This window comes from Roseobacter denitrificans OCh 114 (assembly GCF_000014045.1).
In the GTDB taxonomy this organism is placed as follows: Bacteria; Pseudomonadota; Alphaproteobacteria; order Rhodobacterales; family Rhodobacteraceae; genus Roseobacter; species Roseobacter denitrificans.
On record NC_008209.1, the window covers coordinates 1,426,471 to 1,449,993 of the forward strand.

At 58.7% G+C, this 23,523-nt stretch carries 25 protein-coding genes; 20 read left to right on the forward strand and 5 right to left on the reverse strand.

Features of this window, described 5'->3' with window-relative positions:
* The first annotated feature begins 35 nt into the window (after positions 1-35).
* Genes RD1_RS06945 through RD1_RS06965 form a run of 5 tightly spaced genes read left to right on the forward strand, consistent with a single transcriptional unit; the run spans position 36 to position 4,597 of the window.
* Positions 36-746 (forward strand): ABC transporter ATP-binding protein, encoded by a 711-nt coding sequence (locus RD1_RS06945; RefSeq protein ID WP_011567754.1) that lies wholly within the window; start codon positions 36-38, stop codon positions 744-746.
* Between the two features lie 30 nt (positions 747-776).
* A complete protein-coding gene (locus tag RD1_RS06950) occupies positions 777-1,928 on the forward strand; it encodes an ABC transporter substrate-binding protein (RefSeq protein WP_011567755.1) in 1,152 nt (383 codons plus the stop codon).
* 44 nt (positions 1,929-1,972) lie between these two features.
* Complete coding sequence (locus RD1_RS06955) at positions 1,973-2,677, forward strand: ABC transporter ATP-binding protein (RefSeq protein WP_011567756.1); 705 nt, start codon at positions 1,973-1,975, stop codon at positions 2,675-2,677.
* A 1-nt stretch (position 2,678) separates the two neighbouring features.
* Complete coding sequence (locus RD1_RS06960) at positions 2,679-3,575, forward strand: branched-chain amino acid ABC transporter permease (protein ID WP_011567757.1); 897 nt, start codon at positions 2,679-2,681, stop codon at positions 3,573-3,575.
* Entirely contained in the window at positions 3,572-4,597 is a 1,026-nt protein-coding gene (locus RD1_RS06965) for a branched-chain amino acid ABC transporter permease (RefSeq protein WP_011567758.1), read from the forward strand. Before RD1_RS06960 ends, RD1_RS06965 begins: the two co-directional genes overlap by 4 nt.
* A 188-nt stretch (positions 4,598-4,785) precedes the next feature.
* Here RD1_RS06965 and RD1_RS06970 read toward each other — a convergent pair whose 3' ends face one another.
* From RD1_RS06970 to RD1_RS06980, 3 genes are all read right to left on the reverse strand, one after another.
* A complete protein-coding gene (locus RD1_RS06970) occupies positions 4,786-5,841 on the reverse strand; it encodes a YeeE/YedE family protein (RefSeq protein ID WP_011567759.1) in 1,056 nt (351 codons plus the stop codon).
* Between the two features lie 33 nt (positions 5,842-5,874).
* Positions 5,875-6,210 carry an ArsR/SmtB family transcription factor gene (locus RD1_RS06975; RefSeq protein ID WP_044033380.1) on the reverse strand — a complete coding sequence of 112 codons (336 nt, stop codon included), beginning with the start codon at positions 6,208-6,210 and terminating at the stop codon, positions 5,875-5,877.
* Positions 6,211-6,318: 108 nt separating this feature from the next.
* Complete coding sequence (locus tag RD1_RS06980; RefSeq protein ID WP_011567761.1) at positions 6,319-6,687, reverse strand: hypothetical protein; 369 nt, start codon at positions 6,685-6,687, stop codon at positions 6,319-6,321.
* A 70-nt stretch (positions 6,688-6,757) separates the two neighbouring features.
* Here RD1_RS06980 and RD1_RS06985 point away from each other — a divergent pair, with 70 nt between their 5' ends.
* The 13 genes from RD1_RS06985 to RD1_RS07045 all read left to right on the forward strand — a co-directional run bounded on the left by RD1_RS06985 (position 6,758) and on the right by RD1_RS07045 (position 18,201).
* Positions 6,758-7,498, forward strand: a complete 741-nt coding sequence (locus RD1_RS06985) for a cytochrome c biogenesis CcdA family protein (RefSeq protein WP_044032997.1) — start codon at positions 6,758-6,760, stop codon at positions 7,496-7,498.
* A gap of 15 nt (positions 7,499-7,513) precedes the next feature.
* On the forward strand, positions 7,514-8,077 hold the full coding sequence (locus tag RD1_RS06990; RefSeq protein WP_011567763.1) for a thioredoxin family protein: 564 nt from the start codon (positions 7,514-7,516) through the stop codon (positions 8,075-8,077).
* A 119-nt stretch (positions 8,078-8,196) separates the two neighbouring features.
* A complete protein-coding gene (gene soxX, locus RD1_RS06995; RefSeq protein ID WP_011567764.1) occupies positions 8,197-8,670 on the forward strand; it encodes a sulfur oxidation c-type cytochrome SoxX in 474 nt (157 codons plus the stop codon).
* Positions 8,671-8,718: 48 nt separating this feature from the next.
* Positions 8,719-9,135 carry a thiosulfate oxidation carrier protein SoxY gene (gene soxY, locus RD1_RS07000; RefSeq protein WP_011567765.1) on the forward strand — a complete coding sequence of 139 codons (417 nt, stop codon included), beginning with the start codon at positions 8,719-8,721 and terminating at the stop codon, positions 9,133-9,135.
* 20 nt (positions 9,136-9,155) lie between these two features.
* Positions 9,156-9,488, forward strand: a complete 333-nt coding sequence (gene soxZ, locus RD1_RS07005) for a thiosulfate oxidation carrier complex protein SoxZ (RefSeq protein WP_011567766.1) — start codon at positions 9,156-9,158, stop codon at positions 9,486-9,488.
* Positions 9,489-9,513: 25 nt separating this feature from the next.
* Positions 9,514-10,359 (forward strand): sulfur oxidation c-type cytochrome SoxA, encoded by an 846-nt coding sequence (gene soxA, locus RD1_RS07010; protein ID WP_011567767.1) that lies wholly within the window; start codon positions 9,514-9,516, stop codon positions 10,357-10,359.
* 97 nt (positions 10,360-10,456) lie between these two features.
* On the forward strand, positions 10,457-12,160 hold the full coding sequence (gene soxB, locus RD1_RS07015) for a thiosulfohydrolase SoxB (RefSeq protein WP_011567768.1): 1,704 nt from the start codon (positions 10,457-10,459) through the stop codon (positions 12,158-12,160).
* A gap of 29 nt (positions 12,161-12,189) precedes the next feature.
* Positions 12,190-13,476: a sulfite dehydrogenase gene (gene soxC / locus RD1_RS07020; protein WP_011567769.1), complete on the forward strand. Its 1,287-nt coding sequence runs from the start codon at positions 12,190-12,192 to the stop codon at positions 13,474-13,476.
* Positions 13,460-14,497, forward strand: a complete 1,038-nt coding sequence (locus RD1_RS07025) for a c-type cytochrome (RefSeq protein WP_011567770.1) — start codon at positions 13,460-13,462, stop codon at positions 14,495-14,497. Before soxC ends, RD1_RS07025 begins: the two co-directional genes overlap by 17 nt.
* A 4-nt stretch (positions 14,498-14,501) precedes the next feature.
* Positions 14,502-15,206 carry a c-type cytochrome gene (locus RD1_RS07030; protein WP_011567771.1) on the forward strand — a complete coding sequence of 235 codons (705 nt, stop codon included), beginning with the start codon at positions 14,502-14,504 and terminating at the stop codon, positions 15,204-15,206.
* Between the two features lie 28 nt (positions 15,207-15,234).
* Complete coding sequence (locus RD1_RS07035) at positions 15,235-16,503, forward strand: NAD(P)/FAD-dependent oxidoreductase (RefSeq protein WP_011567772.1); 1,269 nt, start codon at positions 15,235-15,237, stop codon at positions 16,501-16,503.
* An 80-nt stretch (positions 16,504-16,583) separates the two neighbouring features.
* Positions 16,584-17,024, forward strand: coding sequence for a DUF302 domain-containing protein (locus tag RD1_RS07040; protein ID WP_011567773.1), 441 nt, complete (start codon positions 16,584-16,586; stop codon positions 17,022-17,024).
* Positions 17,025-17,133: 109 nt separating this feature from the next.
* Positions 17,134-18,201: a YeeE/YedE family protein gene (locus RD1_RS07045; protein WP_011567774.1), complete on the forward strand. Its 1,068-nt coding sequence runs from the start codon at positions 17,134-17,136 to the stop codon at positions 18,199-18,201.
* Between the two features lie 108 nt (positions 18,202-18,309).
* Here RD1_RS07045 and RD1_RS07050 read toward each other — a convergent pair whose 3' ends face one another.
* Together RD1_RS07050 and RD1_RS07055 are read right to left on the reverse strand one after the other, a co-directional pair.
* Positions 18,310-19,254 carry an MBL fold metallo-hydrolase gene (locus RD1_RS07050; RefSeq protein WP_011567775.1) on the reverse strand — a complete coding sequence of 315 codons (945 nt, stop codon included), beginning with the start codon at positions 19,252-19,254 and terminating at the stop codon, positions 18,310-18,312.
* Between the two features lie 2 nt (positions 19,255-19,256).
* A complete protein-coding gene (locus tag RD1_RS07055; RefSeq protein ID WP_011567776.1) occupies positions 19,257-20,174 on the reverse strand; it encodes an MBL fold metallo-hydrolase in 918 nt (305 codons plus the stop codon).
* A 348-nt stretch (positions 20,175-20,522) separates the two neighbouring features.
* Here RD1_RS07055 and RD1_RS07060 point away from each other — a divergent pair, with 348 nt between their 5' ends.
* Together RD1_RS07060 and RD1_RS07065 are read left to right on the forward strand one after the other, a co-directional pair.
* Positions 20,523-21,512 (forward strand): TAXI family TRAP transporter solute-binding subunit, encoded by a 990-nt coding sequence (locus tag RD1_RS07060; protein ID WP_011567778.1) that lies wholly within the window; start codon positions 20,523-20,525, stop codon positions 21,510-21,512.
* A gap of 81 nt (positions 21,513-21,593) precedes the next feature.
* On the forward strand, positions 21,594-23,519 hold the full coding sequence (locus RD1_RS07065) for a TRAP transporter permease (RefSeq protein ID WP_044032998.1): 1,926 nt from the start codon (positions 21,594-21,596) through the stop codon (positions 23,517-23,519).
* Positions 23,520-23,523 lie beyond the last annotated feature (4 nt).

A 23,523-nucleotide genomic window follows, 5' to 3' on the forward strand; every position in this document is an offset into this window, starting at 1 on the left:
TTCACTCAGAAGCAACAGGCCCGCAGGAGGGTCGCATGCTCGAGTTGAACGGCATTGATAAATCCTTTGGTGGCGTGCACGCGGTGCGCAACGTCTCTCTGACACTTGCTGCCGGAGAAGTGCGGGGCCTGATCGGGCCGAATGGTGCGGGCAAATCCACGCTCGTCAATCTGATCTCCGGTCTGCTCGTGCCAACGGCGGGTACGATCACGCTTGAGGGTCAGCCCATAACCCGTCAAAGCGCCCACGAGCGTGCCCGCAAGGGCATTGCACGCACGTTTCAGAACCTGCGCGTTTTTCCAAGCCTGACCGTCGAGCAGAACATAGATGTGGCGCGCTATGCGGGTCGGGGTGCGCCCTTGCCCGAGGCGGCGATTGATGAATTCGGGCTGCGGCGCAAGCTGACACAGCGGGCCAATGCCCTGTCCTACGGCGATCAACGACGGCTGGAAATCGTACGGGGGCTGGCGTTGCGGCCCAAGGTTCTGATGCTGGATGAACCTGCGGCGGGCATGAACGAAGAAGAGACCGAAGCCCTTGGGCGGGCGCTCACATGGGTGCAGCGTGAGGCGGAATGTGCGCTGTTCGTAATCGACCACGACCTGAAGTTCATCATGAACCTGTGCGAGCGGATTACCGTGCTCGACATGGGCGCGATCATTGCCGAGGGCACCCCCGAAGAGGTCACCAAGAACCCAAAGGTTGTCACCGCCTACCTCGGAGAAGACGCAGGCACTGACGCCTGAGTCCAAGAAACCAACATCAAGGAGAACGTAATGAAAAAGTCCATAATCACCGCGCTGGCATGCACCGCATTGGTGACACCCGCCTTTGCCCAAGACACCATCAAGATTGGCCTCGGCGTGCCGATGACCGGTGACTATGCGCCCTATTCCGAATGGCAGGGGGCCCGCTGCATGGCTGAAATGATCAACGCAGATGGTGGCGTTGACGGCAAGATGATCGAGATTCTGGTGCAGGATTCCGGTGCTGACACGCAGACCGCGATCTCTCTGGCGCAGAAGTTTCTGGACGAAGGGGCGGTCATGCTGGGCACGATCCCGTTTTCCGACACGATGATACCTGTCGCCCAGATCGCGCAGGGCTATGGCGTGTCGATCTTTCAGCCACAATCGACTCAGGTCGAGATGCACGCAGGCATCGTCGATAACTTCTTTACCGGTGTTTCACCTGATCCTTTCACCGCGACAGCAGCCGCCAACTATGCGCTGGAAAAAGGCGTCAAGAACGTCGTCCTGCTGGCATCTGACGAAGGGGGCAGCTGGTCTGCCAAAACGCCGCTTTGGTTCGGCGAGGTCATCGAAGCAGGTGGCGGCAAGGTCCTGAGCACGCTGAATTTCAGCTTTGGCACATCTGACTGGTCCCCCCAGATCGCGGAAATGCGCGCACTGGGGGAAGAGGTGGACGCGGTCTATATCTCTTCGATCATGCCGGATGTCGGCGTCTTGGTGCGCCAGTTGCGCAGTGCTGGCATAGATGCCTGGGTCGTGGGCTCAGATGGTTTTGATGACCCGTCGCTGGACGCCATCGGCACGGATGATCCGTCGATCCTTGACAAGGTCTTCTTTGCCACGCTCGCGCCAAGCCAGGCGGACAGCGCGGTCGTCCAGTTCATGGCTGATTGCAAAGAGATGGGCATCGATGTGCCGGGTCTTTTCCCGGCGACGGGCGCGGATACGGTCAAGGCGCTGGCCTGGGCGGTGGAGCAATCGGGCAGCGTGGATCCTGAGACCATCGCCCAAACGATCCGCGACGCGGACAGTATTCCGGTGCTGACCGTGGATAGCATTTCGTTCAAGGAGACCAGGACATACGCGCAGCGCACCATTCCCGTCATCGGGTTTAAAGATGGCAAGCGCGTGCTGATTTCGAACGAAATCCCTGAAAACGTGCCGGCCGACTGGTAAAGGCAAAGGGGGGCAGGGCTTTATCACCATGCCCCCGTGACCTGATGTTGGATATTCAGAACCTCCGCGTTTCGCATGGCCCCATCGAGGCGGTGCATGGCATTTCCCTGCAGGTTGGTGCGGGGAAATGCGTGGTGCTGCTTGGGCCCAATGGCGCGGGGAAAACTTCGACAATCTCGGCCATATGCGGCGTGGCTCAGGCCAGCGGGAGCATCATGCTGGAGGGTGCGGACCTCAGCGGTGTCAGCGTCGAAGACCGCATCCAGCGTGGCATCGCGGTATCGCCCGAAGGCCGCCGGATTTTCAGCAACCTGAGCGTGGAGGCGAACCTGCGCCTTGGTGGCGGTATCCGGACGGACAGGGCGGAGGTGCAGCGGGACATCGAGCGCTGGTTTGACACCTTTCCCATCTTGGGCGAACGCCGCAATCAACCGGGTGGCACGCTGTCGGGGGGCGAGCAACAGATGCTCGCCATCGCGCGCGCCCTGATGTCCAAGCCCAAGATCCTGCTGCTGGATGAACCCAGCCTCGGGCTCGCGCCCCGTATTGTTGCACAGGTGTTTGATCTCATCGCGCAACTGCGGGCCGACGGTATGACCATCCTTCTGGTTGAACAAAACGCGCGGCAGGCGCTGAAGATTTCTGACTATGCCTACCTGCTGAACAATGGCCGCATTCAGGCCGAAGGCACCGCCGAGGTGCTGGGGGGAAGCAAAGACATGATGGCGAAACTGACGGGGCTGGTCTGAGATGGAATATGCAGCACAACAGATCATCAACGCGCTGTCATTCGGGGCTGAATACGCGCTTCTGGCACTGGGTCTGGCGATTGTCTTTTCCGTTATGGGTCTGGTGAATTTCGCCCACGGAGAGGTCATTGCCGTTGGCGGCTACACGATGGTGGCTTTTGCGGCACTGGTGACGGCCAACCCGCTGATTATCGTTGTGGGCGCGGTGGCTGCTGCGGCGCTGACCTCGGTCGCGCTGGAACGGGTCGCCTTCCGGCCTGTCAGATACGCAGACCCCACCACGGGGCTTTTGACGGCCTTTGGTGTTTCGATCGTGCTGCAAAACCTGTTTTTGCTCTTTATCTCTCCGCGCCCGATTGCGGTTACATCACTTTATTTTCTGGATGTGCCCGTGACCCTCTTCGGGGTGCAGATATCCTCGTTGCAGATATTCGAATCCATCACGACGGTCGTGGTCATCGTCGGCCTTGTGCTGTTCCTGCAACGCACCACGCTTGGTCTGGCCATGCGGGCGGCTTCGCTTGATTTCGAGATGGTGCGCCTGACCGGGATCCGCGCGAACCGCGTCTTTGCGCTGGCTTTCCTGATTTCGGGGTTGCTGGCGGGGCTGGCGTGTATCTTCATCATGGCGCGGCGCGGTTCTGTTGATCCGCATTTCGGTTTCAATCCGGTGCTCAAGGCTTTCGTGGCCTGCGTCGTCGGCGGCTTTGGCAGCTTGCCGGGTGCGGTGCTGGGCGGGTTTTTGTTGGGGGCCGTCGAGGTGAGCATGCTGGTGTTGCTGCCGCAGGAGTATGGGGGCCTCAAGGATGCCTTTGTCTTCGGGATCATCGCGCTGGTTCTTGTGTGGCGCCCCGATGGTATCCTCAGCCCGGCCAAGGAAAAAGGGGACAAGCTGTGACCCTGACCCGAGGCCAGAAACGCGGGGTACTTGGCGCATGCATGCTGGCCGCCATCCTCATTTTGATCGGGGTGCTGGCCACCTTCTTTGCCTCCAAATACCAGTTGCGCCTGATCTACAGCGCCTATGTGAACCTGATTGTCGTCCTTGGCCTGCAGGTGTTCATGGGCAATTCGCGGCTCACAAATCTGAGCCACAGTGCATTCATGGGCATCGGTGCCTATGCGGCGGCCATCAGTGTCACCCCTGTGGCGATGAAACAGATATCGCTGCCTGATGCTCCGTGGGGCCTGAATGCCTTTGCGCTGGACCCGCTGACATCCGCGATTGTCGCGTTGCTGATCACCGGGGCTATCGCGTTTCTGGTGGGTATCTTTATCGTGCGGATGACCGGGACCGGGGCCACCATCGCGACCCTTGCTATTCTGGTGATCGTGCATTCCATATTCCTTTACCGCACGGATATTTTCAAAGGCAATCAGGCGTTCTTTGGCATACCGCAGGTCTTTTCGCTGACGTCGATCGTGATCCTTGCGGTGGTCGTCGTCTTTATCGTGCGCGGGTTCCGCGAAAGCCCATGGGGTGTCATGCTGCGCGCCTCGGCGGATGACGAAACCGGGTCTGCGGCGATGGGCGTCAATGTGGTGCGCCTGCGCCTGATCGCCTGGGTGCTGTCGGGTCTGATCCTTGCGGGTGCCGGAATCGCCTATGCCTATTTCCTTGGTACGATCTCTGCGCGGCCTTTCTATTTCAACCATGTGTTTCTGACACTCGCGATGCTGATCTTTGGGGGCATGCGCACGGTGACGGGCGCGGTGTTGGGTACATTTGCGATCTCATTCGGGTTGGAGGTTGTGCGCTGGCTGGAAACCGGCCCGGTGATCGTCGGGATTGATTTTCCCGAAGTGCTGGGCCTGTCCGGCGTGATGCTCGGCCTTGTCATCGTTCTGACCATGGCGTTGCGCCCGGTGGGCGTTATGGGCGACCGCGAAATCGAGGAACTGGTGCTGAGGGACAAGTGATGTGTCACCTTGCGTGCTGATCGCGCAGGTAACCGCGCCGCCCGGCAGGTTTCGACGACAATCCAATCACCCGAAAGACGCAGGAAACGCCCCCGCATATGACCCGCCCGGATCAGGGTGCCGCGTCAAGAGGTCAGCCGGTAGTGCGTTGCCACAATAAAGGGCTCAGTCCCGCCAGCGCCTTACGGTTATACGGGCGGGCTGAACCCGAGGATGAGCTGGCGCAGGCCGATGGCAGCGCCGATCATGATGCAGGCAAAGGTAAGCGGCGCGCCGTAGGAAAGCACAGAGAAGGCAGACAGGCCCTGACCCACACTGCACCCGACGGCAATGATTGCGCCCGCCCCCATGAGCGCACCGCCAAGAATCTGACGGCGCAATTCCCTCGCATCGTCGCAGGCTTCCCATCTGAACTGACCCTTGATGAGACTGCCGATCAGCGCGCCAAGGACGACGCCGATCACCGACCCGGTGCCAAAGCTGATCGAATTGCCGGAGGATGTCATCGCGTAGATCAGTGTTTCACCGATGGGGGCGGAAAACGTGTGGCTGACAACGCGCGTTGCGTCATAACCATTGTTTGCAACCCATTGCGTTCCGGCCCAGGCGGAGACGATGGTGAGGCCCACGACAGCGCCCCAGATGATATGGCTCGTTGAGGCGCGCAGTTCTCTGCTCAGTAGCGTAAGCGCGAGGATTGCGCATCCTATTGCCATCCCGACGCCATTGACGGGCAGGGCGGTCGCCCCGGCCAGCGCATGGGCGAATGACGGGGCGGCGGTGGTGGGTTCTGTCGCCCCGAACAGCCAGATGCGCAGACCTGAAAACGGCCCGCCCAGCGTCATATATGCCGAGATGCCCATGACAAGTACTATCAGCAGCGCGCGCAAATCACCGCCCCCGACCCGCGCCAAAGCGCCGTAGCCGCAGTTCCCCGCCAGTGCCATGCCATAGCCAAAAAGCAAGCCGCCGACGATGCTCGCCACAGGGTTCCACGCGATCGAGAGATAAAGCGTCTGTTGCAGGTCCAGCAATCCCATCGCCGACAGGCCAAAGGTGCCAAAGACGGCCACGCCGATGGCGATGCCCCACATGCGCAGCCTCAGCGCGTTTTCGCCGTAATGGAGGTCTTCGATCGCGCCGAGGGTGCAAAAGCGTCCTATCCGCGCGGCAAACCCCAGAAAAATACCGCCCACGAGCCCGATAAGAGCGACGAGGCTGGATTCGGACATCAGATCAAGCATCATTGCTAGAGGTCAGGCGATTGGACGTGCGCCTTACTTGTCCTGACAGAACAGCTCATAAACCACTTCCATGATTTGTTTGGGGCGGTCATCCGCAAGGCTGTAATAGATTGTCTTGCCGTCACGCCGCGGCGTCACGAGTCCCTCAAGGCGCAAACGAGACAACTGCTGCGAAACGGCGGCCTGACGTGCGGACAGCAGTGTTTCAAGCTCGGTCACGGATTTCTCGCCGGATGCAAGATGGCAAAGGATCATCAACCGGCCCTCATGGCTGATTGCCTTGAGGAAATTGGCTGCTTCGACGGCATTGGCTGCCATCTTGTCCAAATCTTCCGCACACATGTTCGCGTCAAAAACTGGAAGGCCCATCTTCTGCCCGATGCTGGAATTTGTATCGGCTTCAACAGCCGGGGTTTGTTTGTTCATAAGGGGGCCTGACCTTTCCTTCAACGGCCTATTGCGCCGCAGCCCGGTATTTTATTCAAGTATGGCAATATTTGCGTTAACGAGCATTTGCGCCAACAGGCCCCAGAAGAAATCTTCGCCCGGATAGCCTTCGATGCGCGACACTTCCACGCCATCCACCATCAGCACGAACGTCGGGGTGTAATGCAGCGCGCGCGCAAAGCTGAGCCTCTCGGGTCGCGGCGCGTGGATGTCCATACGCTGCAGCGGCGCGGCTTTTCCTTCGCCGGTTTTCGGATAGATATCCGCGATTTCCTCATTCCAGCGGGCGCACCAGATGCAACCCTTTTCCTCCACCATCACCAGCCGTGTGTCCGCCAGAACAGGATACGTACCGGCCAAAACCAGCAGGCTCGAAAAAAGGAGGGCGCGAAGGAACATGTCAAATTGACCTTTAATCTACAAATAACGTAATATGAATATGTGAATAATACAAGGCTCGGGCGTTGTCATGATGGATATCACCTTTCTGGGCGCTGCCCTTGCCGGTTTGTTGTCGTTTCTGTCCCCCTGTATCCTGCCGATGGTGCCTTTTTATCTGAGTTATCTTGCCGGTGTTGGCATGAACCAGATTTCCGCCGACGCACAGATTGATGCCCGCACACGCACGCGCGCCGTTCTGGCGGCCTGTTGCTTTGCCGCAGGTGTGATCACGATCTTTGTGGGCCTTGGCGCCGCGGCAACGCTGTTCGGGCAGGTCGTGCGCGACTATTTCGACATCCTGCGCTGGATCGCTGCGGCGATCATTATCGCGATGGGCCTGCATTTTCTGGGCGTGATCCGGATCGGCGTTTTGTACCGACAACTGCGTACGGATACCGGCGGGGCGTTGAGTGTCAGCTATGCAGGTGCCTATGTGATCGGCCTTGCCTTTGCCTTTGGCTGGACGCCCTGTGTCGGGCCGGTCCTTGCGGCCATTCTGTTCACGGCAGCGGGGGCTGATACGGCATCGACGGGTGCCTGGCTGCTGTTCGTCTATGGTGTGGGCATGACTGCGCCCTTTGTGCTGGCGGCCTTGTTTATCGCGCCCTTCATGCGCTGGATGCACCGGTTTCGCCGTCATTTGGGGCGGATTGAAAAGGCGATGGGGGTGATGCTGATCGTCTTTGGCCTGCTGATCGCGACAAACTCAATGAATTACATCGCACTGCTGATGCTGGAGGTCTTTCCAAACTTTGGCGTGCTTGGATAAAGGGGAGGAAACCTCATGAGAAAACTGTTCACTGCATGTGTTGCACTGGTCATAATGGCCACGGGGGCTGTGGCTGCAAATCTGGGGGATGACGGGCTGCACAAAGCGCCGTGGATGCGCGATACGTTCAAGGACCTGTCGGAGGACCTTGCCGAGGCGAATGCCGAGGGCAAACGCCTGATGGTCATCATCGAACAGCGTGGCTGCATCTATTGTACCAAGATGCATGAAGAGGTGTTTCCGATTGATGAAATCGCCGCCTATATCGAGGAAAACTACTTTGTCGTGCAGATCAACATGTTCGGTGACATCGAGGTGACAGACTTTGACGGCGAGGCCTTGCCGGAGAAGGAAATGGTCAGGAAATGGGGCGCATTATTCACGCCCATGATCCTGTTTTTCCCGACGGAGGTCGAGGATGGCGTTTCTGCGGGCAAGGCCGCCGTTGCAACAATGCCCGGTGCCTTTGGGCGTTACACGACCTTTAACATGCTGAACTGGGTCGTGGAGGAAGGCTATGACGCAGACGAAGGTTTCCAGCGATATCATGCGCGCAAATTCGCAGAGCAGTCGAAATAAAGCGCAAAAACAAGCGGTTCCGACGTATCACATAATAAAATTCAATTAGTTGAATTTGTTGTTGCGTCAACGCGATCCTGTGCGCTACGGTATACGAAATGCAGCGTTTGGGAGGACGTATGAGGATTTCCGTAATTTTGGCTTCGCTCGTGGGGCTCGCTGGTTCAGGTGCGCTGGCCGAGGAGGTTGCACCCACCGCTGTCAGTTTCAACGAAGGCGCGGTGGAGCAGTCATTGACCGGTGTTCCCGGTGATCCTGCAAATGGCCGTCTGATCGTCGGCGACAAGGGGCAGGGCAATTGCGTGGCCTGCCATCAGGTCAGCGATCTGGCGGATGTGCCGTGGCATGGTGAAATCGGCCCGATGCTGGATGGCACCGCCGACCGCTGGTCCGAGGCGGAGTTGCGCGGCATAGTCGTGAACGCCAAGATCATGTTCGAGGACAGCATGATGCCATCCTTTTACAAGACGGAAGGGTTCATACGCCCCGGCAATGCCTACACGGGCAAAGCCGCTGATGAGACGTTCGGGCCGCTTCTGAGCGCCCAGCAGGTTGAAGACGTCGTTGCCTATCTCACGACGCTCAAGGAATAATCCAAACCCTTTCGGACGCAGTCTGAAAGAGAATGAAGGAGATCAAGAATGGAACTGACACGACGAAATGCAATCTTGATGGGGACGGGGGCGCTCTTGATTGCGGGTGTTCCATTGCGCGTCTCCTCTGCAACGGAAGATGCAATTGCTGCCTTCACGGGCGGTGCCGACGTGGGTGTGGGCGATATCAGCCTGATTGCCCCCGAGATTGCCGAAAACGGCAATACGGTGCCGATCGAAGTCGCCTCGGAAACGGCTGCGGAAATCCTCGTGCTGGCCACGGGCAATCCGACGCCCGGTGTGGCCATCTTCAAGTTTGGACCGCTTTCGGCCTCGCGCGCTGCGTCCACCCGTATCCGCCTCGCTGGTACGCAGGATGTCGTGGCAATCGCCAAGCTTGAGGATGGGTCGTTCGTGCAAGCCTCCAGCACGGTCAAGGTAACAATCGGCGGCTGCGGCGGCTAAAGCGATCAAGGAGATTTAACATGGCGTCAGGTGTAAAACCCCGCGTGAAAGTACCCAAAACGGCGGCGGTCGGTGACACGATCACCATCAAGACGCTGATCAGCCACAAGATGGAATCCGGTCAGCGTAAAGACAAAGAAGGTAATGTCATCCCGCGTTCGATCATCAACCGCTTCACCTGCGATTTTAACGGTGAAAACGTGGTGGACGTAAAGATGGAACCTGCGATTTCCACCAACCCCTATTTTGAGTTCGAAGCAAAGGTCCCCGAGGCCGGTGAGTTCAAATTCACATGGTACGATGACGACGGCTCCGTCTACGAGACATCCAAATCAATCGCGATCAGCGGATAAGCGCATCATTCTTGGGAGGGATACCATGCGGAGAATAACAAGCGCTGTGCTGGCGACGTTTTTGACAATACCGGGCGCTTTCGCTGAACCGGTGGACGATCAACTGGTGGTAAACGAAGACATTTCCATCGTGACGCGCACCGCGGCACCGGCGCATGTGTCGGACGCGCTGGATGAAGTCATGTCAGGGTGGCTGTTTCGTGGCACTGAAACACGCGCCATGCAGGCGGATGATTTCGACAACCCCGGCATGATCTTTGTCGAACAGGCGCTGGAGGTCTGGGAGACGGCAGAGGGCACGGAAGGTAAATCCTGTGCGGCCTGTCACAATGACATCGACAGCATGGCCGGCGTCAAAGCGACGTATCCAAAATGGAATGAAGCCGCCGGCGAAGTACGCACCTTGCAGATGCAGGTGAACGATTGCCGCACCAACCGCATGGGGGCCGAGGCGTGGAAATACGACAGCGGTGATGCGATCAACATGGAAGCGGCCCTTGCGTCGGTGTCGCGTGGCATGCCGGTGAACGTTGCGATTGACGGTCCCGCGCAATCCGCCTGGGAACTTGGTAAGGAGCTCTATTACACCCGCACCGGCCAGTTGGAGTTGTCCTGTTCGAACTGCCATGAGGACAACTATGGCATGATGATCCGGGCGGATCACCTGAGCCAGGGCCAAATCAACGGCTTTCCGGTCTACCGGTTGAAAAACACCAAGCTGAACGGGGTACACTCGCGCTTCAAGGGGTGCGTTCGCGATACCCGCGCGGAAACATACAGCCCCGGCAGTGCCGAGTTCGTGGCACTGGAGCTTTATGTCGCCTCACGCGGCAATGGCCTGAGCGTCGAAGGACCTTCCGTTCGAAACTGAACAAAAAAAAAGCCCCGCCCGAGAGATCGGCGCGGGGTTTTCTGGCACATGACTAATTCAATAAACCGCATATGTTTTTGCGACTGGGAGTTTCGGGATGATATCTCGCCGTGATTTTTTGCAAACCAGCATGGCAGCAACGGCGCTTTTGGGGGCCTCTGGCTTCGGGAACTGGTCCCGTCTGGCGGCGCAGCAGGCGCTGACGCAAGACAAGCTGCTCGAGTTTGACACCTTCGGCAATGTGTCGCTGATCCATATCACGGACATACATGCACAACTCAAACCGATCTATTTTCGCGAGCCCTCAATTAACATCGGCGTCGGCGACAACAGGGGTGCCGTGCCGCACATCACGGGTGCTGAGTTTCGCAAACTCTATGGGATTGCGGATGGCAGCCCGTCGGCCTACGCGCTGACCTATGATGATTTCACCGCTTTGGCGCAAAGTTATGGGCGTGTAGGCGGATTGGACCGTGTCGCGACCGTGATCAATGCGATCCGTGCGGACCGCCCTGATGCCCTGTTGTTGGACGGCGGGGACACATGGCACGGCAGCTACACCTGCTTCCACACGCAAGGGCAGGACATGGTGAATGTCATGAATGCGCTGAAACCGGATGCGATGACGTTCCATTGGGAATTCACGCTGGGCTCTGATCGCGTCAATGAAATTGTGGAAGGGCTGCCCTTCGCCGCCCTCGGGCAGAACATTTTTGACGCGGAATGGGACGAGCCTGCGGAATTGTTTCCACCTTTTCAGTTCTTTGAGCGGGGCGGCGTCAAGATCGCCGTGATCGGTCAGGCCTTTCCCTATATGCCGATTGCGAACCCGGGCTGGATGTTTCCTGAATATTCATTCGGCATCCGCGATGAGAACATGCAGGAGATGGTTGATCAGGTCCGCGCGCAGGGTGCTGAACTGGTGGTGTGCCTGTCGCATAATGGCTTTGACGTGGACAAGCAGATGGCGGGCAAAGTGACCGGCATCGACGTCATCCTGTCGGGCCACACCCATGATGCGCTGCCCGAACCGGTGCTTGTGGGTGACACGATCATCGTGGCCTCCGGATCGAATGGGAAATTCGTCAGCCGTGTGGATCTGGATGTGCGCGACGGGCGGATGATGGGGTTCCGTCACAAGCTGATCCCGATTTTTTCCGATGTGATCGCGCCTGATCCGGAGGTTGCGAAAGTCATTGATGACCAGCGGGCACCCCATATGGATAAGCTGAGCGAAGTCATTGGCCGCACGGGCGAGGATCAACTGCTCTACCGGCGCGGTAATTTCAACGGGACGTGGGATGATCTGCTCTGCGATGCGCTGATTTCCGAGCGGGAAGCAGACATCGCGCTCAGCCCCGGCGTGCGCTGGGGGCCGTCGATCCTGCCGGGGCAGGACATCACCCGCGAAGACATCTGGAATGTTACCTCGATGAGCTATGGTGCCGCGTATCGTACCGAAATGACCGGAGAATTCCTGCATGTGGTTCTTGAGGATGTGGCCGACAACCTGTTCAACCCGGACCCCTATTACCAGCAGGGTGGGGATATGGTGCGGGTTGGCGGCCTTGGCTACCGCATTGATGTGACAAAACCGCAGGGCAGCCGGATCACGGAAATGACCCTGCTCAAGACGGGTGAGGCGATTGACCCTGCCAGAACCTATCAGGTTGCGGGCTGGGCCTCGGTCAATGAAGGCACCGAGGGGCCTGCGATCTGGGATGTGGTTGAGGCGCATATCGCCAAGCAGGGGGTCATCTCGCTTGATCCCAACAACAGTGTGCAAGTGGTCGGCGCATGAGCGGACCCAAACGACAGGAGACAGGCGGCATGGCCGAGCATGACAACAAACCAGACGGCACCTCGCGGCGTGCGTTCTTGCGCGGGGCAGCAGCCGTTAGCGCGGGCGCGCTGAGCGCGACAGCGGCGCGCAGCCAAACCCCCGACCCTTTGATCACCGAAGTGCAGGAATGGGCGCAGGGCTTTGGCGATGGCGTCGATGAAACCCCCTATGGTCTGCCCATCGCGCATGAACGTGACGTGATCCGTCGCAATGTCGAATGGCTGACGGCGGATACGGTCAGTTCGATTAACTTCACGCCCATTCACGCATTGGACGGCACGATCACGCCGCAAGGCTGCGCGTTCGAGCGTCATCATTCAGGCGCGATTGATCTGAAGAAAGAAGACTATCGCCTGATGATCAATGGTCTGGTCGATACCCCGCTGGTCTTCACCTACGGCGATCTTGAACGCTTCCCGCGCGAAAACCACGTCTATTTCTGCGAATGTGCGGCGAATACCGGCATGGAATGGGCCGGCGCGCAACTGAATGGCGCGCAATTCACCCATGGTATGATCCACAATATGGAATATACCGGCGTACCCCTGCGCATGTTGCTGGAGGAAGCCGGGCTCGACACGGCGGGTGATCTCAAGGACAAATGGGTCTTTGTGGAAGGGGCGGATGCCTCGTCCAATGGCCGCTCGATCCCCATGGAAAAGGCGCTGGATGATTGCCTGATCGCGTTCAAGGCCAATGGCGAAGCGCTGCGCAAGGAACATGGCTATCCGGTGCGCCTTGTTGTGCCCGGATGGGAAGGCAACATGTGGGTGAAATGGATCCGCCGCATCGAAGTGATGGACGGCCCCGTCGAAAGCCGCGAAGAGACGTCGAAATATACCGATACCCTTGCGGATGGTATCAGCCGCAAGTGGACATGGGCGATGGATGCAAAGTCTGTCGTGACCAGCCCAAGCCCGCAATCCCCCATCACCCATGGCAAGGGACCGCTGGTGATCAGTGGTCTGGCATGGTCGGGCAATGGTGCTATCACCCGTGTCGATGTGTCCAAGGATGGCGGCATGAGTTGGCAAACCGCGCGGCTTGCCAAACCGGGTGAGAAAATGGCCCTGACACGTTTTTACCTTGATACGGAGTGGGACGGGTCGGAAATGCTGCTGCAGAGCCGGGCCATGGACGACACAGGATATGTACAGCCCACCAAGGCGCAGCTGCGCGAAGTGCGCGGATTGAATTCGATTTACCACAACAACTGCATCCAGACATGGCTGGTACGCGCGAATGGAGAGACTGAAAATGTCGAAGTTTCTTAAATCAACCGTTGCCCTGACCGCGCTGTCCCTGATGGCCGCACCTGCGATGGCGGACAGGCTCGGCCTTGGCCGGGCGGCACTGCCCGAGGAAATCGCCGCGTGGGATGGGGATGTGCGCCCCGACGGCACTGGGCTGCCCGTGGGGTCAGGGGATGCGATCATCGGCGAGGAAATATTTGCCACCCAATGCGCGGCCTGTCATGGCGATTTTGCCGAAGGCATCGACAATTGGCCCAAACTGGCCGGTGGGATCGACACGCTTTATCACGACGATCCGCTCAAGACGGTCGGGTCCTATTGGCCCTATCTGTCGACGGCTTTTGACTATATCAAACGCTCGATGCCCTATGGCAACGCAGGGACGCTGAGCGATGATGAGACATATGCGCTGCTTGCCTATATTCTCTATTCAAACGATCTGATTGACGATGACTTTGTGCTGTCCAATGAGACGTTTTTCGACGTTGAGATGCCGAACGCGGATGGGTTCATCATCGATGACCGGGCCGAGACGGAATATGCGCAATGGCGCGGTGAGCCCTGCATGGAAAACTGCAAACCCGAACCTGTAAGCGTCACCATGCGCGCCATGGTCCTTGACGTCACACCGCAGGAAGAGGCTGAGGCCCCTGCCGAGGGGACGATTGTCGCTGAGAGCGCGGCACAGGCCGAACCCGAGGTCGTCGCAGCATTATTCGATGCAGACCTTGCCGAAGAGGGCGAGAAGGTGTTTCGCAAGTGCAAATCCTGTCATCAGGTGGGGGAGGATGCGAAAAACCGTGTCGGTCCGATCCTGAACGGAATTGTCGGCAAGCCTGCCGGTGCGGTCGAGGGTTTCAGGTATTCCAAACCCATGGCCGCTGCCGGTGAGGAAGGATTGGTCTGGAGCGAAGCCGAACTGATCGCCTTTCTGGCCAATCCGAAAGACTACATGAGGGGCACCAAGATGGCCTTCGCCGGGCTGAGGAAAGAAGACGATCTGGTGGCGGTTGTCGAATACCTCAAATCGTTCGGGGACTAGGGCGATGCGCGTGTTCTTTTCGACTTTGGCCGGTCTTGCCCTTGCTTTGGCAGCGGGGGGCGCGGTGGCCAGTGGTTTGGGCGATGCGGACAAGGGCCGGGAGGTGTTCCGTCAATGCGCATTCTGCCATGCGGTGGGGGAGGGGGCTGAAAATGGCATCGGCCCCCATTTGAACGGTGTGTTTGGCCGCGCGGCAGGGCGCATTGAGGGGGTGCAATACTCCAAGAGCATGATCCGGATGGGCAATGACGGCCTGATCTGGACGGCGCAAACCCTTGACGCCTACATCGAAAACCCGCGCGCCTTGGTCTCCAAAACACGGATGAGTTTCCGGGGCATCAAAAACGAACAAGAACGCTCCGACCTCATGGCGTATTTGCGCCGTTACTCCGATGATCCGGGCAACATCCCCGAAGCCGAACCGACCGCGACGGGCACCGATCATGATCTGGACCCGGTGATCCTCGCCATTCAGGGGGATCCTGAATACGGCGAATACCTCGCAAGTGAGTGCAAGACCTGCCACCAGACAAGTGGCGCAAACGATGGTATTCCTGGAATTACGCAATGGCCGACGGAGGATTTCGTAGTGGCCATGCACGCCTACAAACGCAAGCTCAGACCCCATCCCGTCATGCAGATGATGGCGGGGCGGTTGTCAAATGACGAAATAGCGGCGCTGGCCGCATATTTTCAGGACCTCGAATAACGGGGCCAAACTCTGGGAGGAGAGAACGATGACACTTAAAAGACGCGCCTTTCTGGGCACGGGTGCCGCCGCAATGGGAACCCTTGCGGCGCCCGCCGTTTTTGCGGCTGGCCACGGCAAACCACAGGTGGTTGTTGTCGGTGGGGGCGCAGGCGGTGCGACCGCTGCGCGCTATATCGCCAAGGACAGCAAGGGTGAGGTCGGGGTCACCTTGATCGAGCCGACACGCCAGTATTACACCTGCTTCTTTTCGAACCTCTATATCGGCGGGTTCAAAGAGATGGGGCAGCTCGGTCATTCCTATGGTGGCCTTGCTGCCAGTGGTGTGAATGTTGTGCATGATTGGGCCACGGGCGTTGATCGCGATTCCAAGACGGTTGCGCTGGCGGGGGGCGGATCGGTTCCCTACGACAAGCTGATCCTGTCGCCCGGCATTGATTTTGTCGAGGGCGCGGTCGAGGGATGGGACCTTTCTGCGCAAAATGCGATGCCACATGCCTATAAGGGGGGATCGCAAACGGAATTGCTCAAGGCGCAACTGATGGCGATGCCGCAGGGCTGCACCTATGCGATGGTCGCACCGCCCAACCCCTACCGCTGCCCCCCCGGTCCTTATGAACGGGTGTCGATGGTGGCGCATTACCTCAAGGCGAACAATCCGACGGCCAAGATCATTATTGCTGATCCGAAAGCCAAGTTCTCAAAACAAGCGCTGTTTGAGGAAGGCTGGGCGGATCACTACGCAGGCATGATCGACTGGGTGGGTGACGATTTCGGCGGCGGCAATGTAGCAGTTGACGCGGATGCGATGACCTTGTCGATCGATGGTGAAGTCACAAATGTCGATGTCTGCAATGTCATCCCCGCCATGAAAGCGGGTCATATTGCCACGCTTGCCGGTGTGACAGACGGAAACTGGGCCCCTGTGAATGCGCACGATATGTCGTCAAAGGCGGATGCGGATATCTATGTTCTGGGCGATGCTGCGCAGCAGGGGGATATGCCAAAGTCGGGCTATTCGGCCAATTCGCAGGCAAAGGTATGTGCCAATGCGGTGCGCGGTGCGCTGACCGGGTCCAAAGTCTTCCCGGCCAAGTTCTCCAACACCTGCTGGTCGCTGATCGACACCAACAACGGCGTCAAGGTCGGTGCGACCTATGAGGCGACCGAGGAAAAGATCGCCAAGGTTGACGGTTTCATCTCGGCGACGGGCGAGACCGCAGAACTGCGCAAGACGACCTATGAGGAATCCGAAGGGTGGTATACCGGTATCACCGCCGACATGTTCGGAGCTTAGGCTGAAACGGAGAGGGCTTTGATCACGCGCAAGGCTCTCTTTGACCATATCGCTGATTTGAACTGCGAAAGGGGACGGATATGCGAATATTACTTTGGGCGGGGCTGACCTGCGTGGTCACTTTCGGGGTGGCACAGGCGCAGGATACTTCTGTGGTATATCCGTTTGACGGCAGTTTTGATGATGCTGCCTTCAGCGTGGAAAACGCGATCCTCGGCGAAGGGCTGGTGATTGATTACGTCAGTCACACGGGCGAGATGCTCAACCGGACGGGCGGAGACCTCGGCAGTGATGTAAAACTGTTTGAAGCGGCGGACATCTACGTGTTCTGTTCTGCTGTGGTGTCGCGCAAAGTGATGGAAGCGGATCCCATGAACATCGCGCATTGCCCCTACGGCATCTTTGTTGCCGAACGCGCAGGCGAGGTGATGGTGGGATACCGAACCTATCCCGAAGGCCCCATGCAAGAGGTTCAATCGCTGCTCGATGGCATCGCGCGCGAGGCGGTTGGATTGGAGTAATCGCCCAGGGTTCTTCAAAAATGCTGCCCGCTGCGCTCCGGTCATTGATCTGCATCAGGGTGTTTGCGGCCAAAGCCGTGTTGGCTCTGACCAAGAACAAGGCACAGAGATGATCGAAGGGCTCCTGGATCAATTTGGTGAGGGTGCCGTGCTTGCGGGCGCGGGGGCGTTGACGGGCGTTCTGTTCGGCGTCATGGCGCAACATTCCCGGTTCTGCCTGCGCGCGGCCACGGTCGAAGTCTCGACCGCGTCCCTTGGGCCACGTCTGGCAATATGGCTGATCGCGTTTTGTGCGGCGGTCCTCTTCGTGCAGGGCGCGATTGCTCTGAACGTTCTGGATGTCTCTGCCAGCCGCCAGTTGTCTGCCACCGGCAGCATGTCGGGGGCGATCATCGGCGGGCTGTTGTTCGGGTCGGGTATGATCCTTGCGCGCGGCTGCGCGAGCCGTCTGCTGGTGCTGTCGGCCACAGGAAACCTGAGAGCGCTGATCACCGGCCTCGTCCTGACCCTTGTGGCGCAAGCGTCCTTGCGCGGAGTGCTCTCTCCGCTGCGCGAAAACCTCTCCGGTCTCTGGCTGATTGAGGGGGGGCAGGGGCGCAATATCATGTCCTATTTCGGTTTGACGCCCCTGTTGTTGAGCGTGCTGGCAGGCATCGGGCTTTGTCTGGCTGTCGTGCTGGCGCAGCAGCGCGCGGTCAAAGGGACCCAGGCTTTCGCTGCCGCTGGCGTGGGGGCGGCTGTGGCGCTTGGCTGGATGCTGACCTATGCCGTGGCGCAGGTCTCCTTCGAAATCGTGCCGATTGCTTCCGTGACCTTTACGGGGCCTTCGGCGGATACGCTGATGGGGCTGGTGAACACTTCGGATTTGCCGCTTGGGTTCGGTGTCGGCTTGGTACCGGGGGTGTTTATCGGCGCGGGCGCCATGGCCTTGTTGACCCGCGAGGCCGCATTGGAACGCTTTGGCGCAGATACCCCGATGGAACGGTACTTGATCGGCGCTGTTTTCATGGGGTTTGGCAGCATGCTGGCGGGCGGTTGTGCGGTGGGGGCGGGCATGTCCGGCGGGGCGATCTTTGCATTGACCGCATGGGTTGCGCTGTTTTGCATGTGGCTGGGCGCGATGGTGACCCATGTCATCCTGGCCCGGGTTCACGACCGCAGGGCAACACTGGCTTAAAGCGTCATGGGAAACACCTGAATCACCCATTGCTGTGTGAAACCAAAGGTTTCAAAGCGGTGGGTGATACGCGGTTATAATGGTAATTTCATCAGACGCTATAGGCCGCTATTCGAACTCCATCTGCTCAAAGACGCGACCTGCGTTCTTGGTTGCCAGTTCTTCGAATGTGTCCAGATGCGCATAGGGTGACTGATCAACATAATAGGCTTCGGCAAGACCGCCGCCTTCCTCCAGAAGCGCCCCGATCTGCCCGCGCAAGAACACGAGGTAATCGAGGGTATAGCGGCGCACCTGATCCATATTTGTCGGATGGCCGTGACCGGGAATGACATAGGTCGCGGCGAGGGGTTCGAATTCAGTTTCCCATGTCTCAATCCACTCTGCGGTCATTGTATCTTCAAAGATCGGCAGCATGCGTTCGTGAAAGGCCATGTCGCCGGAAATCACCATGCTTTGCTGCGGTAGCCATACGATGATATCGCCCGGACTATGCGCGGGACCAAGGTAGCGCGCCTCGATCTGCATGCCGCCCATCTCAACGGTGTAACTGTCCTCAAAAGTGATCGACGGGGCGGCAAGCCAGGTTTTATCCGCCCGTTCCCTGACCCGCGCGATGGCGGCTTGCAAAGAGGCATCGCCATTCTCCTCAAACGCTGCGGCCGCGTCCACATGTGCCACGATATCGACGCCAAGGTCGGCCCAATACGAATTGCCCAGCATCGCGTGGCCCTGACCGTTTTCGTTGATCACCAGTTTGACCGGCTGATCCGTCACGGCTTTGATCTCGGCATGAAGCGCCTCGGCCAGCAGATAGGAGGCGCCCGCGTTGATCACCACCACGCCGTCGCCGGTGACAATAAAGCTGAGGTTGTTGTTATGGCCTGCGTTTTCGTAGGTGGGCGGGGCGGTCGCACCGATCGCCGAAAACACGTGCGGAATGACCTCGACCGGTTTGGCATAGAGCATCGAGGCGGGGTACTGATCGGGGATGTCTTCGCTGGCCATCACCGGACCACACAGCAAAGCGAGTGCGAGGCTTGCGTGTTTCATGCTCATCCCTCCTTCACAAACGTATACCCGTCTGTGCCTTTCTCTACATGGCCCACGCCGTTGCCGGTCAGGTGAAAACCGATCACGCGGGTCTTTTCAAGCGCCAGTTGATCCATCAGCGAAACGCGTGTGGCGGCGGCGGCCTCCGGGTTCTGGTCCGCGCCGGAATGCCACTGCGGCCGTGCAAAGGCGATATGATCGTTGCCGATGGAATCGCCGAGGATCATCACCGCGTCACTGCCGTCCCGCACCTCAAAGGCCATGTGACCCGGTGTGTGCCCAAAGGTGGCCCGCGCGGCGACACCGCCGATGATCTCATCACCGTCATTGAGAAAGCTGATCTGGTCTTCGATCATCTCAAGGCGCCGTTTCGCACCTACGGCAAAGGAAGCGCGCGCCTCACCGATGTCATCCACGGTATTGGGGTTCATCCAATACTCCCATTCCGCTTTGCCGATCATGTAGCTGGCATTGGCAAACAGCGGGTCGTCGAAATCATCCAAGAGCCCCCACAGGTGATCGGGATGGGCATGCGTGAAGATGACGTCGGTTATGTCTTCCGGGGCAACGCCGAGGGCATCAAGGGAGTTCACAATGGCCCCCGTGTTCGGGGAGAACCCAGGACCAGACCCCACGTCGAAGAGGACCGTCCGCGCGCCCCGTCGCAATAGGGTCACGTTGCAGGGCGGCGTCAGCGTGTCGGGGGATTGACCGTAGCGCGCGAGTATCGGCAACAACTCGTTTTTAGGCATTGGATCAAAGATGAAACCGCCCGGTAAGGTCAACGAACCGTCGCTGACGACATCAAGCCTCGTGCTGCCGACCATCACCTGCGCATGGGCCTGTGTCGCGTGCAGACCAAGCATCGCAGTCGCCGTCAGCCCTGCGCCCTGTTTCAAAAGCCTTCGTCTGCCGCGCATATTTTCCCCCATCAATTCTATTATATGAATGTGATTGATTGTATGGCATGACGCAAGCACTATCGTTGATCGCGGGTTTTCGCTGTCATGCTCGGCGCTGGCCCCCGGTCTTGCATGACACCGGCTGCTTCTGATGCTTTTTGCGGCGCAGGATTGGGCAACTGCCTGCGATAATTCGGTTTTTCGACTATTTGCGCGCGGCCAGCATCATTGCTCAAAATCACCTTGGCAGATGCAATGGATAGATTTTGCCGTGTGAGCGGTGGCTAGAAATTCCTTGACTCAATTCCAAGCCTATTGTCTCGTTTGTATGCGAACAAAAAAATGATATCCATCGGGAGAGTAAAATTGCCTAGATTATTTCAGTTTGTCGCAGCCGCCGCGATCTCCGGCGTTGCATTTTCAGCATCCGCACCGGCCCATGCCGGAAACAACATCACGCTTTGTGGTGGCAGCCCGGGTGGTCTGTGGTCCCTGTTGGGCGCTGGCATCGACGCCGCCGTGCGAAAGGTCGATCCGGAGTCGAATGTGACCTATCAAACATCCAGCGGTGGCTTTGCCAATATCGTGCAGGTCAATCAGGGCAAGTGTGATCTGGCCATCGTTCACGTCGGCGAGGTGGCCATCGCCGCGCGGGGCGAAGCCCCGTTCAGGGAGCCGACGGGCGGTGTTGCTGCTGTTGCGCTTCTTTACAACTGGGCGCCGATGCAATGGGTCACGGACAAATCCTTTGCGCAGGAGAACGGGATTGAATCCATCAGTGATCTGGCGGCGCTGGAAGGCGAATACAATCTGGTGGTAAACCGCCGAGGCATCCTGCCGTCGATCCTAGCGGAGAAGTCGCTCGAAGCCTCGGGCATAACCTTTGAGGCCATCGAAGGCAAAGGCGGCAGTGTGCAGTTTCAGGGCTCCAGCACTGCCTCCGAGATCATGCAGAACGGGCGTGCGGATACGTGGGTCAACGCAACATTCGTCGGAAGCGGAAGCATCAATTCCATCGCGTCAAAGCGGGACCTGACGTTGTTGTCCGTCTCCGATGATGTGATCGCCGCCATGCAGGACGCCTATGGCTCAACGGCTGTGACCATCCCGGCAGGTGCCTACGAATGGCTTGATCGCGACATCAAGACCTTTGGCGCACAGGCGGCACTGATCGCCGCAGAAGGGGCTGATCCCGAAATCGTCGGTCTGGTTGCCAAGGCGATCTACGAAAACGTCGGCGAAATTCAGGGTGTGCACAAAGCCATGGGGGCCTTCAACGCAGACCTCGGGGCCTCGATCACGCTGATCGACTACCACCCTGCGGCGATGGCTGCGATCAAGGCTGCTGGCAGCTAAACCGCGCGATCATTCCGGCGTGGGCACAAGGGGCGCGCCGGTGTGTACTCGCGTGCTGTTGAGACGATCGAAAGGCACCCAATGTCGGCACCTGGAATACTTGGGCTTCTCTTCTCCACAGGATCCCGCCGCAGCATCAAGGGGCGTTTGTACTGGCCCATCCGGCTTTACACCGCGCTGTTTTCTGTCTGGGTCATGTGGGCGGCAACGCTGTCGCGGATTGATGCGCTGTCTCTGACGGTCATTTTCCTGTGCCTGATATATGTACCCGCGTTTCTGCTCATCGGTGCCACAGACAGATCAGGGACAAAGGCCACGCTGCCGGACTGGATCCTGTCCTTGGCGGCGGCTGCCTGTGCCTGCTATTTCATCATTAAAATTCCCGAAACAGCCTCCCGGATCAGCCTGTTTGACCAGCTGAGCACCGATCAGTTCATTATGGCGTCCATCCTGATCCTGCTGACGCTTGAGATCACCCGGCGCACGGTTGGCCTGTTTCTGATGTGCATCGTTCTGACCTTCATCATCTACAATCTCTATGGGCATCTGATCAGCGGCCCGCTGGGGCACGGGTATATCTCGCTCAACCACTTTGTGGACATCAACATCTACACCACCGACGGATTGTTCGGCGTGCCGGTGCGCGTGGCGGCCACATATGCGTTCCTCTTCGTCATGTTCGGCACGTTTCTGGAGCGAGCCAAGGGGGGCGCGTTTTTCTTTAACCTTGCGGCGACGATTTCGGGCCGGTCCGTGGGTGGCCCTGCAAAGATCGCCGTGGTCTCATCGGCGTTGTTCGGCACCATGTCAGGCAGCCCCACATCCGACGTTGTGGCCACCGGGTCGATCACGATCCCGATGATGAAAAGGCTGGGCTATGACCGTAGTCTGGCCGCCGGTGTTGAGGTCGCCTCGTCGACGGGCGGTAGCCTCTTGCCGCCGGTCATGGGCTCTGCCGCCTTTATCATGGCCGAACTGATCGGCGTTGGATACGGAGAGATCGTCATCGCCGCGCTTTTGCCTGCGTTGCTCTATTATGTTGGCATCTCCATTCAGGTGCACCTGCGCTCCGTCGCGCTGAACCTTGCGCCGCTGGATGCATCCGAGGTGCCGACCTTGGGCGAAACGATGCGTCAGGGCTGGCAGTTTCTCCTGCCGATCGTGGGTTTGATCGTTTTGCTGGTGATGGGCTATTCACCGACAATGGTCGCAGTCTTCAGCGCGATTGCGGTCTGGGTTGTTTCGCAATTCAACCCGCACACGCGCCTTGGGCTTAAGGCGACCATCGAAGCCCTGTCAGATACCGCCATTCGCATGATTGGCGTCACCGGTGCCTGCGCCGCAGCGGGGCTGGTCATCGGTGGTATTACCATGACCGGGCTGGCGTCAAAGTTCTCCTTCATCGCTTTTGCGGCTGCGGGTGACAACATCATGATCATCCTGATGCTCAGCGCGGTTGTGACCATCGTTCTGGGTCTGGGCATGCCCACGCCCAGTGCCTATGTGCTCGCGGCTGTTCTGATCGGCCCCACTTTGGTGAACGACTTTGGCTTTCAGGAATTGAACGCGCATCTGTTCCTGCTTTATTTTGCGGTGATGTCTGCGATGACGCCGCCGGTTGCGGTGGCGGCCTATGCGGCGGCGGCCATATCCGGGGCCAATCCGCTCAAGATCGCGGTGGTTGCGATGCGCCTGTCCATCGTGGCCTTTGTCGTGCCCTTCATGTTCGTGGCGAACCCTTTGGTGCTGCAACCCTTTTCCAGCGTCGAGGCGATGCTGGTCAGCGCCGGTGTGGCCTTCGCCTGCGTGCTGGTCGCCTGCGCGTCAGAGGCAAAGTGGCATGACCGTTGGTCCATGCCCACGCGTGTCGGAATGCTCCTCAGCGCCGCGTTGCTGGCGGTTCCGGACACGAATGTCAAAATCATCGGCTGTGTCAGCGGGCTGATGCTGCTCACCTTCGCCATCAAGAAGTTCAAAGACCAATACGGACGCCTCGTTACCTCATGAAACA

Bases quoted from the DNA above. Each gene is read 5' to 3' on its own strand.
- soxB (WP_011567768.1), top strand. From the start codon at position 10,457: ATGATATCTCGCCGTGATTTTTTGCAAACCAGCATGGCAGCAACGGCG.
- RD1_RS06955 (WP_011567756.1), top strand. From the start codon at position 1,973: ATGTTGGATATTCAGAACCTCCGCGTTTCGCATGGCCCCATCGAGGCG.
- RD1_RS07030 (WP_011567771.1), top strand. From the start codon at position 14,502: ATGCGCGTGTTCTTTTCGACTTTGGCCGGTCTTGCCCTTGCTTTGGCA.
- RD1_RS06945 (WP_011567754.1), top strand. From the start codon at position 36: ATGCTCGAGTTGAACGGCATTGATAAATCCTTTGGTGGCGTGCACGCG.
- RD1_RS06980 (WP_011567761.1), bottom strand. From the start codon at position 6,687: ATGTTCCTTCGCGCCCTCCTTTTTTCGAGCCTGCTGGTTTTGGCCGGT.
- RD1_RS07040 (WP_011567773.1), top strand. From the start codon at position 16,584: ATGCGAATATTACTTTGGGCGGGGCTGACCTGCGTGGTCACTTTCGGG.
- RD1_RS06950 (WP_011567755.1), top strand. From the start codon at position 777: ATGAAAAAGTCCATAATCACCGCGCTGGCATGCACCGCATTGGTGACA.
- soxZ (WP_011567766.1), top strand. From the start codon at position 9,156: ATGGCGTCAGGTGTAAAACCCCGCGTGAAAGTACCCAAAACGGCGGCG.
- RD1_RS06990 (WP_011567763.1), top strand. From the start codon at position 7,514: ATGAGAAAACTGTTCACTGCATGTGTTGCACTGGTCATAATGGCCACG.
- RD1_RS06985 (WP_044032997.1), top strand. From the start codon at position 6,758: ATGATGGATATCACCTTTCTGGGCGCTGCCCTTGCCGGTTTGTTGTCG.
- RD1_RS07055 (WP_011567776.1), bottom strand. From the start codon at position 20,174: ATGCGCGGCAGACGAAGGCTTTTGAAACAGGGCGCAGGGCTGACGGCG.
- soxA (WP_011567767.1), top strand. From the start codon at position 9,514: ATGCGGAGAATAACAAGCGCTGTGCTGGCGACGTTTTTGACAATACCG.
- RD1_RS07035 (WP_011567772.1), top strand. From the start codon at position 15,235: ATGACACTTAAAAGACGCGCCTTTCTGGGCACGGGTGCCGCCGCAATG.
- RD1_RS07050 (WP_011567775.1), bottom strand. From the start codon at position 19,254: ATGAAACACGCAAGCCTCGCACTCGCTTTGCTGTGTGGTCCGGTGATG.
- RD1_RS07065 (WP_044032998.1), top strand. From the start codon at position 21,594: ATGTCGGCACCTGGAATACTTGGGCTTCTCTTCTCCACAGGATCCCGC.
- soxX (WP_011567764.1), top strand. From the start codon at position 8,197: ATGAGGATTTCCGTAATTTTGGCTTCGCTCGTGGGGCTCGCTGGTTCA.
- RD1_RS06975 (WP_044033380.1), bottom strand. From the start codon at position 6,210: ATGGGCCTTCCAGTTTTTGACGCGAACATGTGTGCGGAAGATTTGGAC.
- RD1_RS07045 (WP_011567774.1), top strand. From the start codon at position 17,134: ATGATCGAAGGGCTCCTGGATCAATTTGGTGAGGGTGCCGTGCTTGCG.
- RD1_RS06960 (WP_011567757.1), top strand. From the start codon at position 2,679: ATGGAATATGCAGCACAACAGATCATCAACGCGCTGTCATTCGGGGCT.
- soxY (WP_011567765.1), top strand. From the start codon at position 8,719: ATGGAACTGACACGACGAAATGCAATCTTGATGGGGACGGGGGCGCTC.
- soxC (WP_011567769.1), top strand. From the start codon at position 12,190: ATGGCCGAGCATGACAACAAACCAGACGGCACCTCGCGGCGTGCGTTC.
- RD1_RS06970 (WP_011567759.1), bottom strand. From the start codon at position 5,841: ATGCTTGATCTGATGTCCGAATCCAGCCTCGTCGCTCTTATCGGGCTC.
- RD1_RS07025 (WP_011567770.1), top strand. From the start codon at position 13,460: ATGTCGAAGTTTCTTAAATCAACCGTTGCCCTGACCGCGCTGTCCCTG.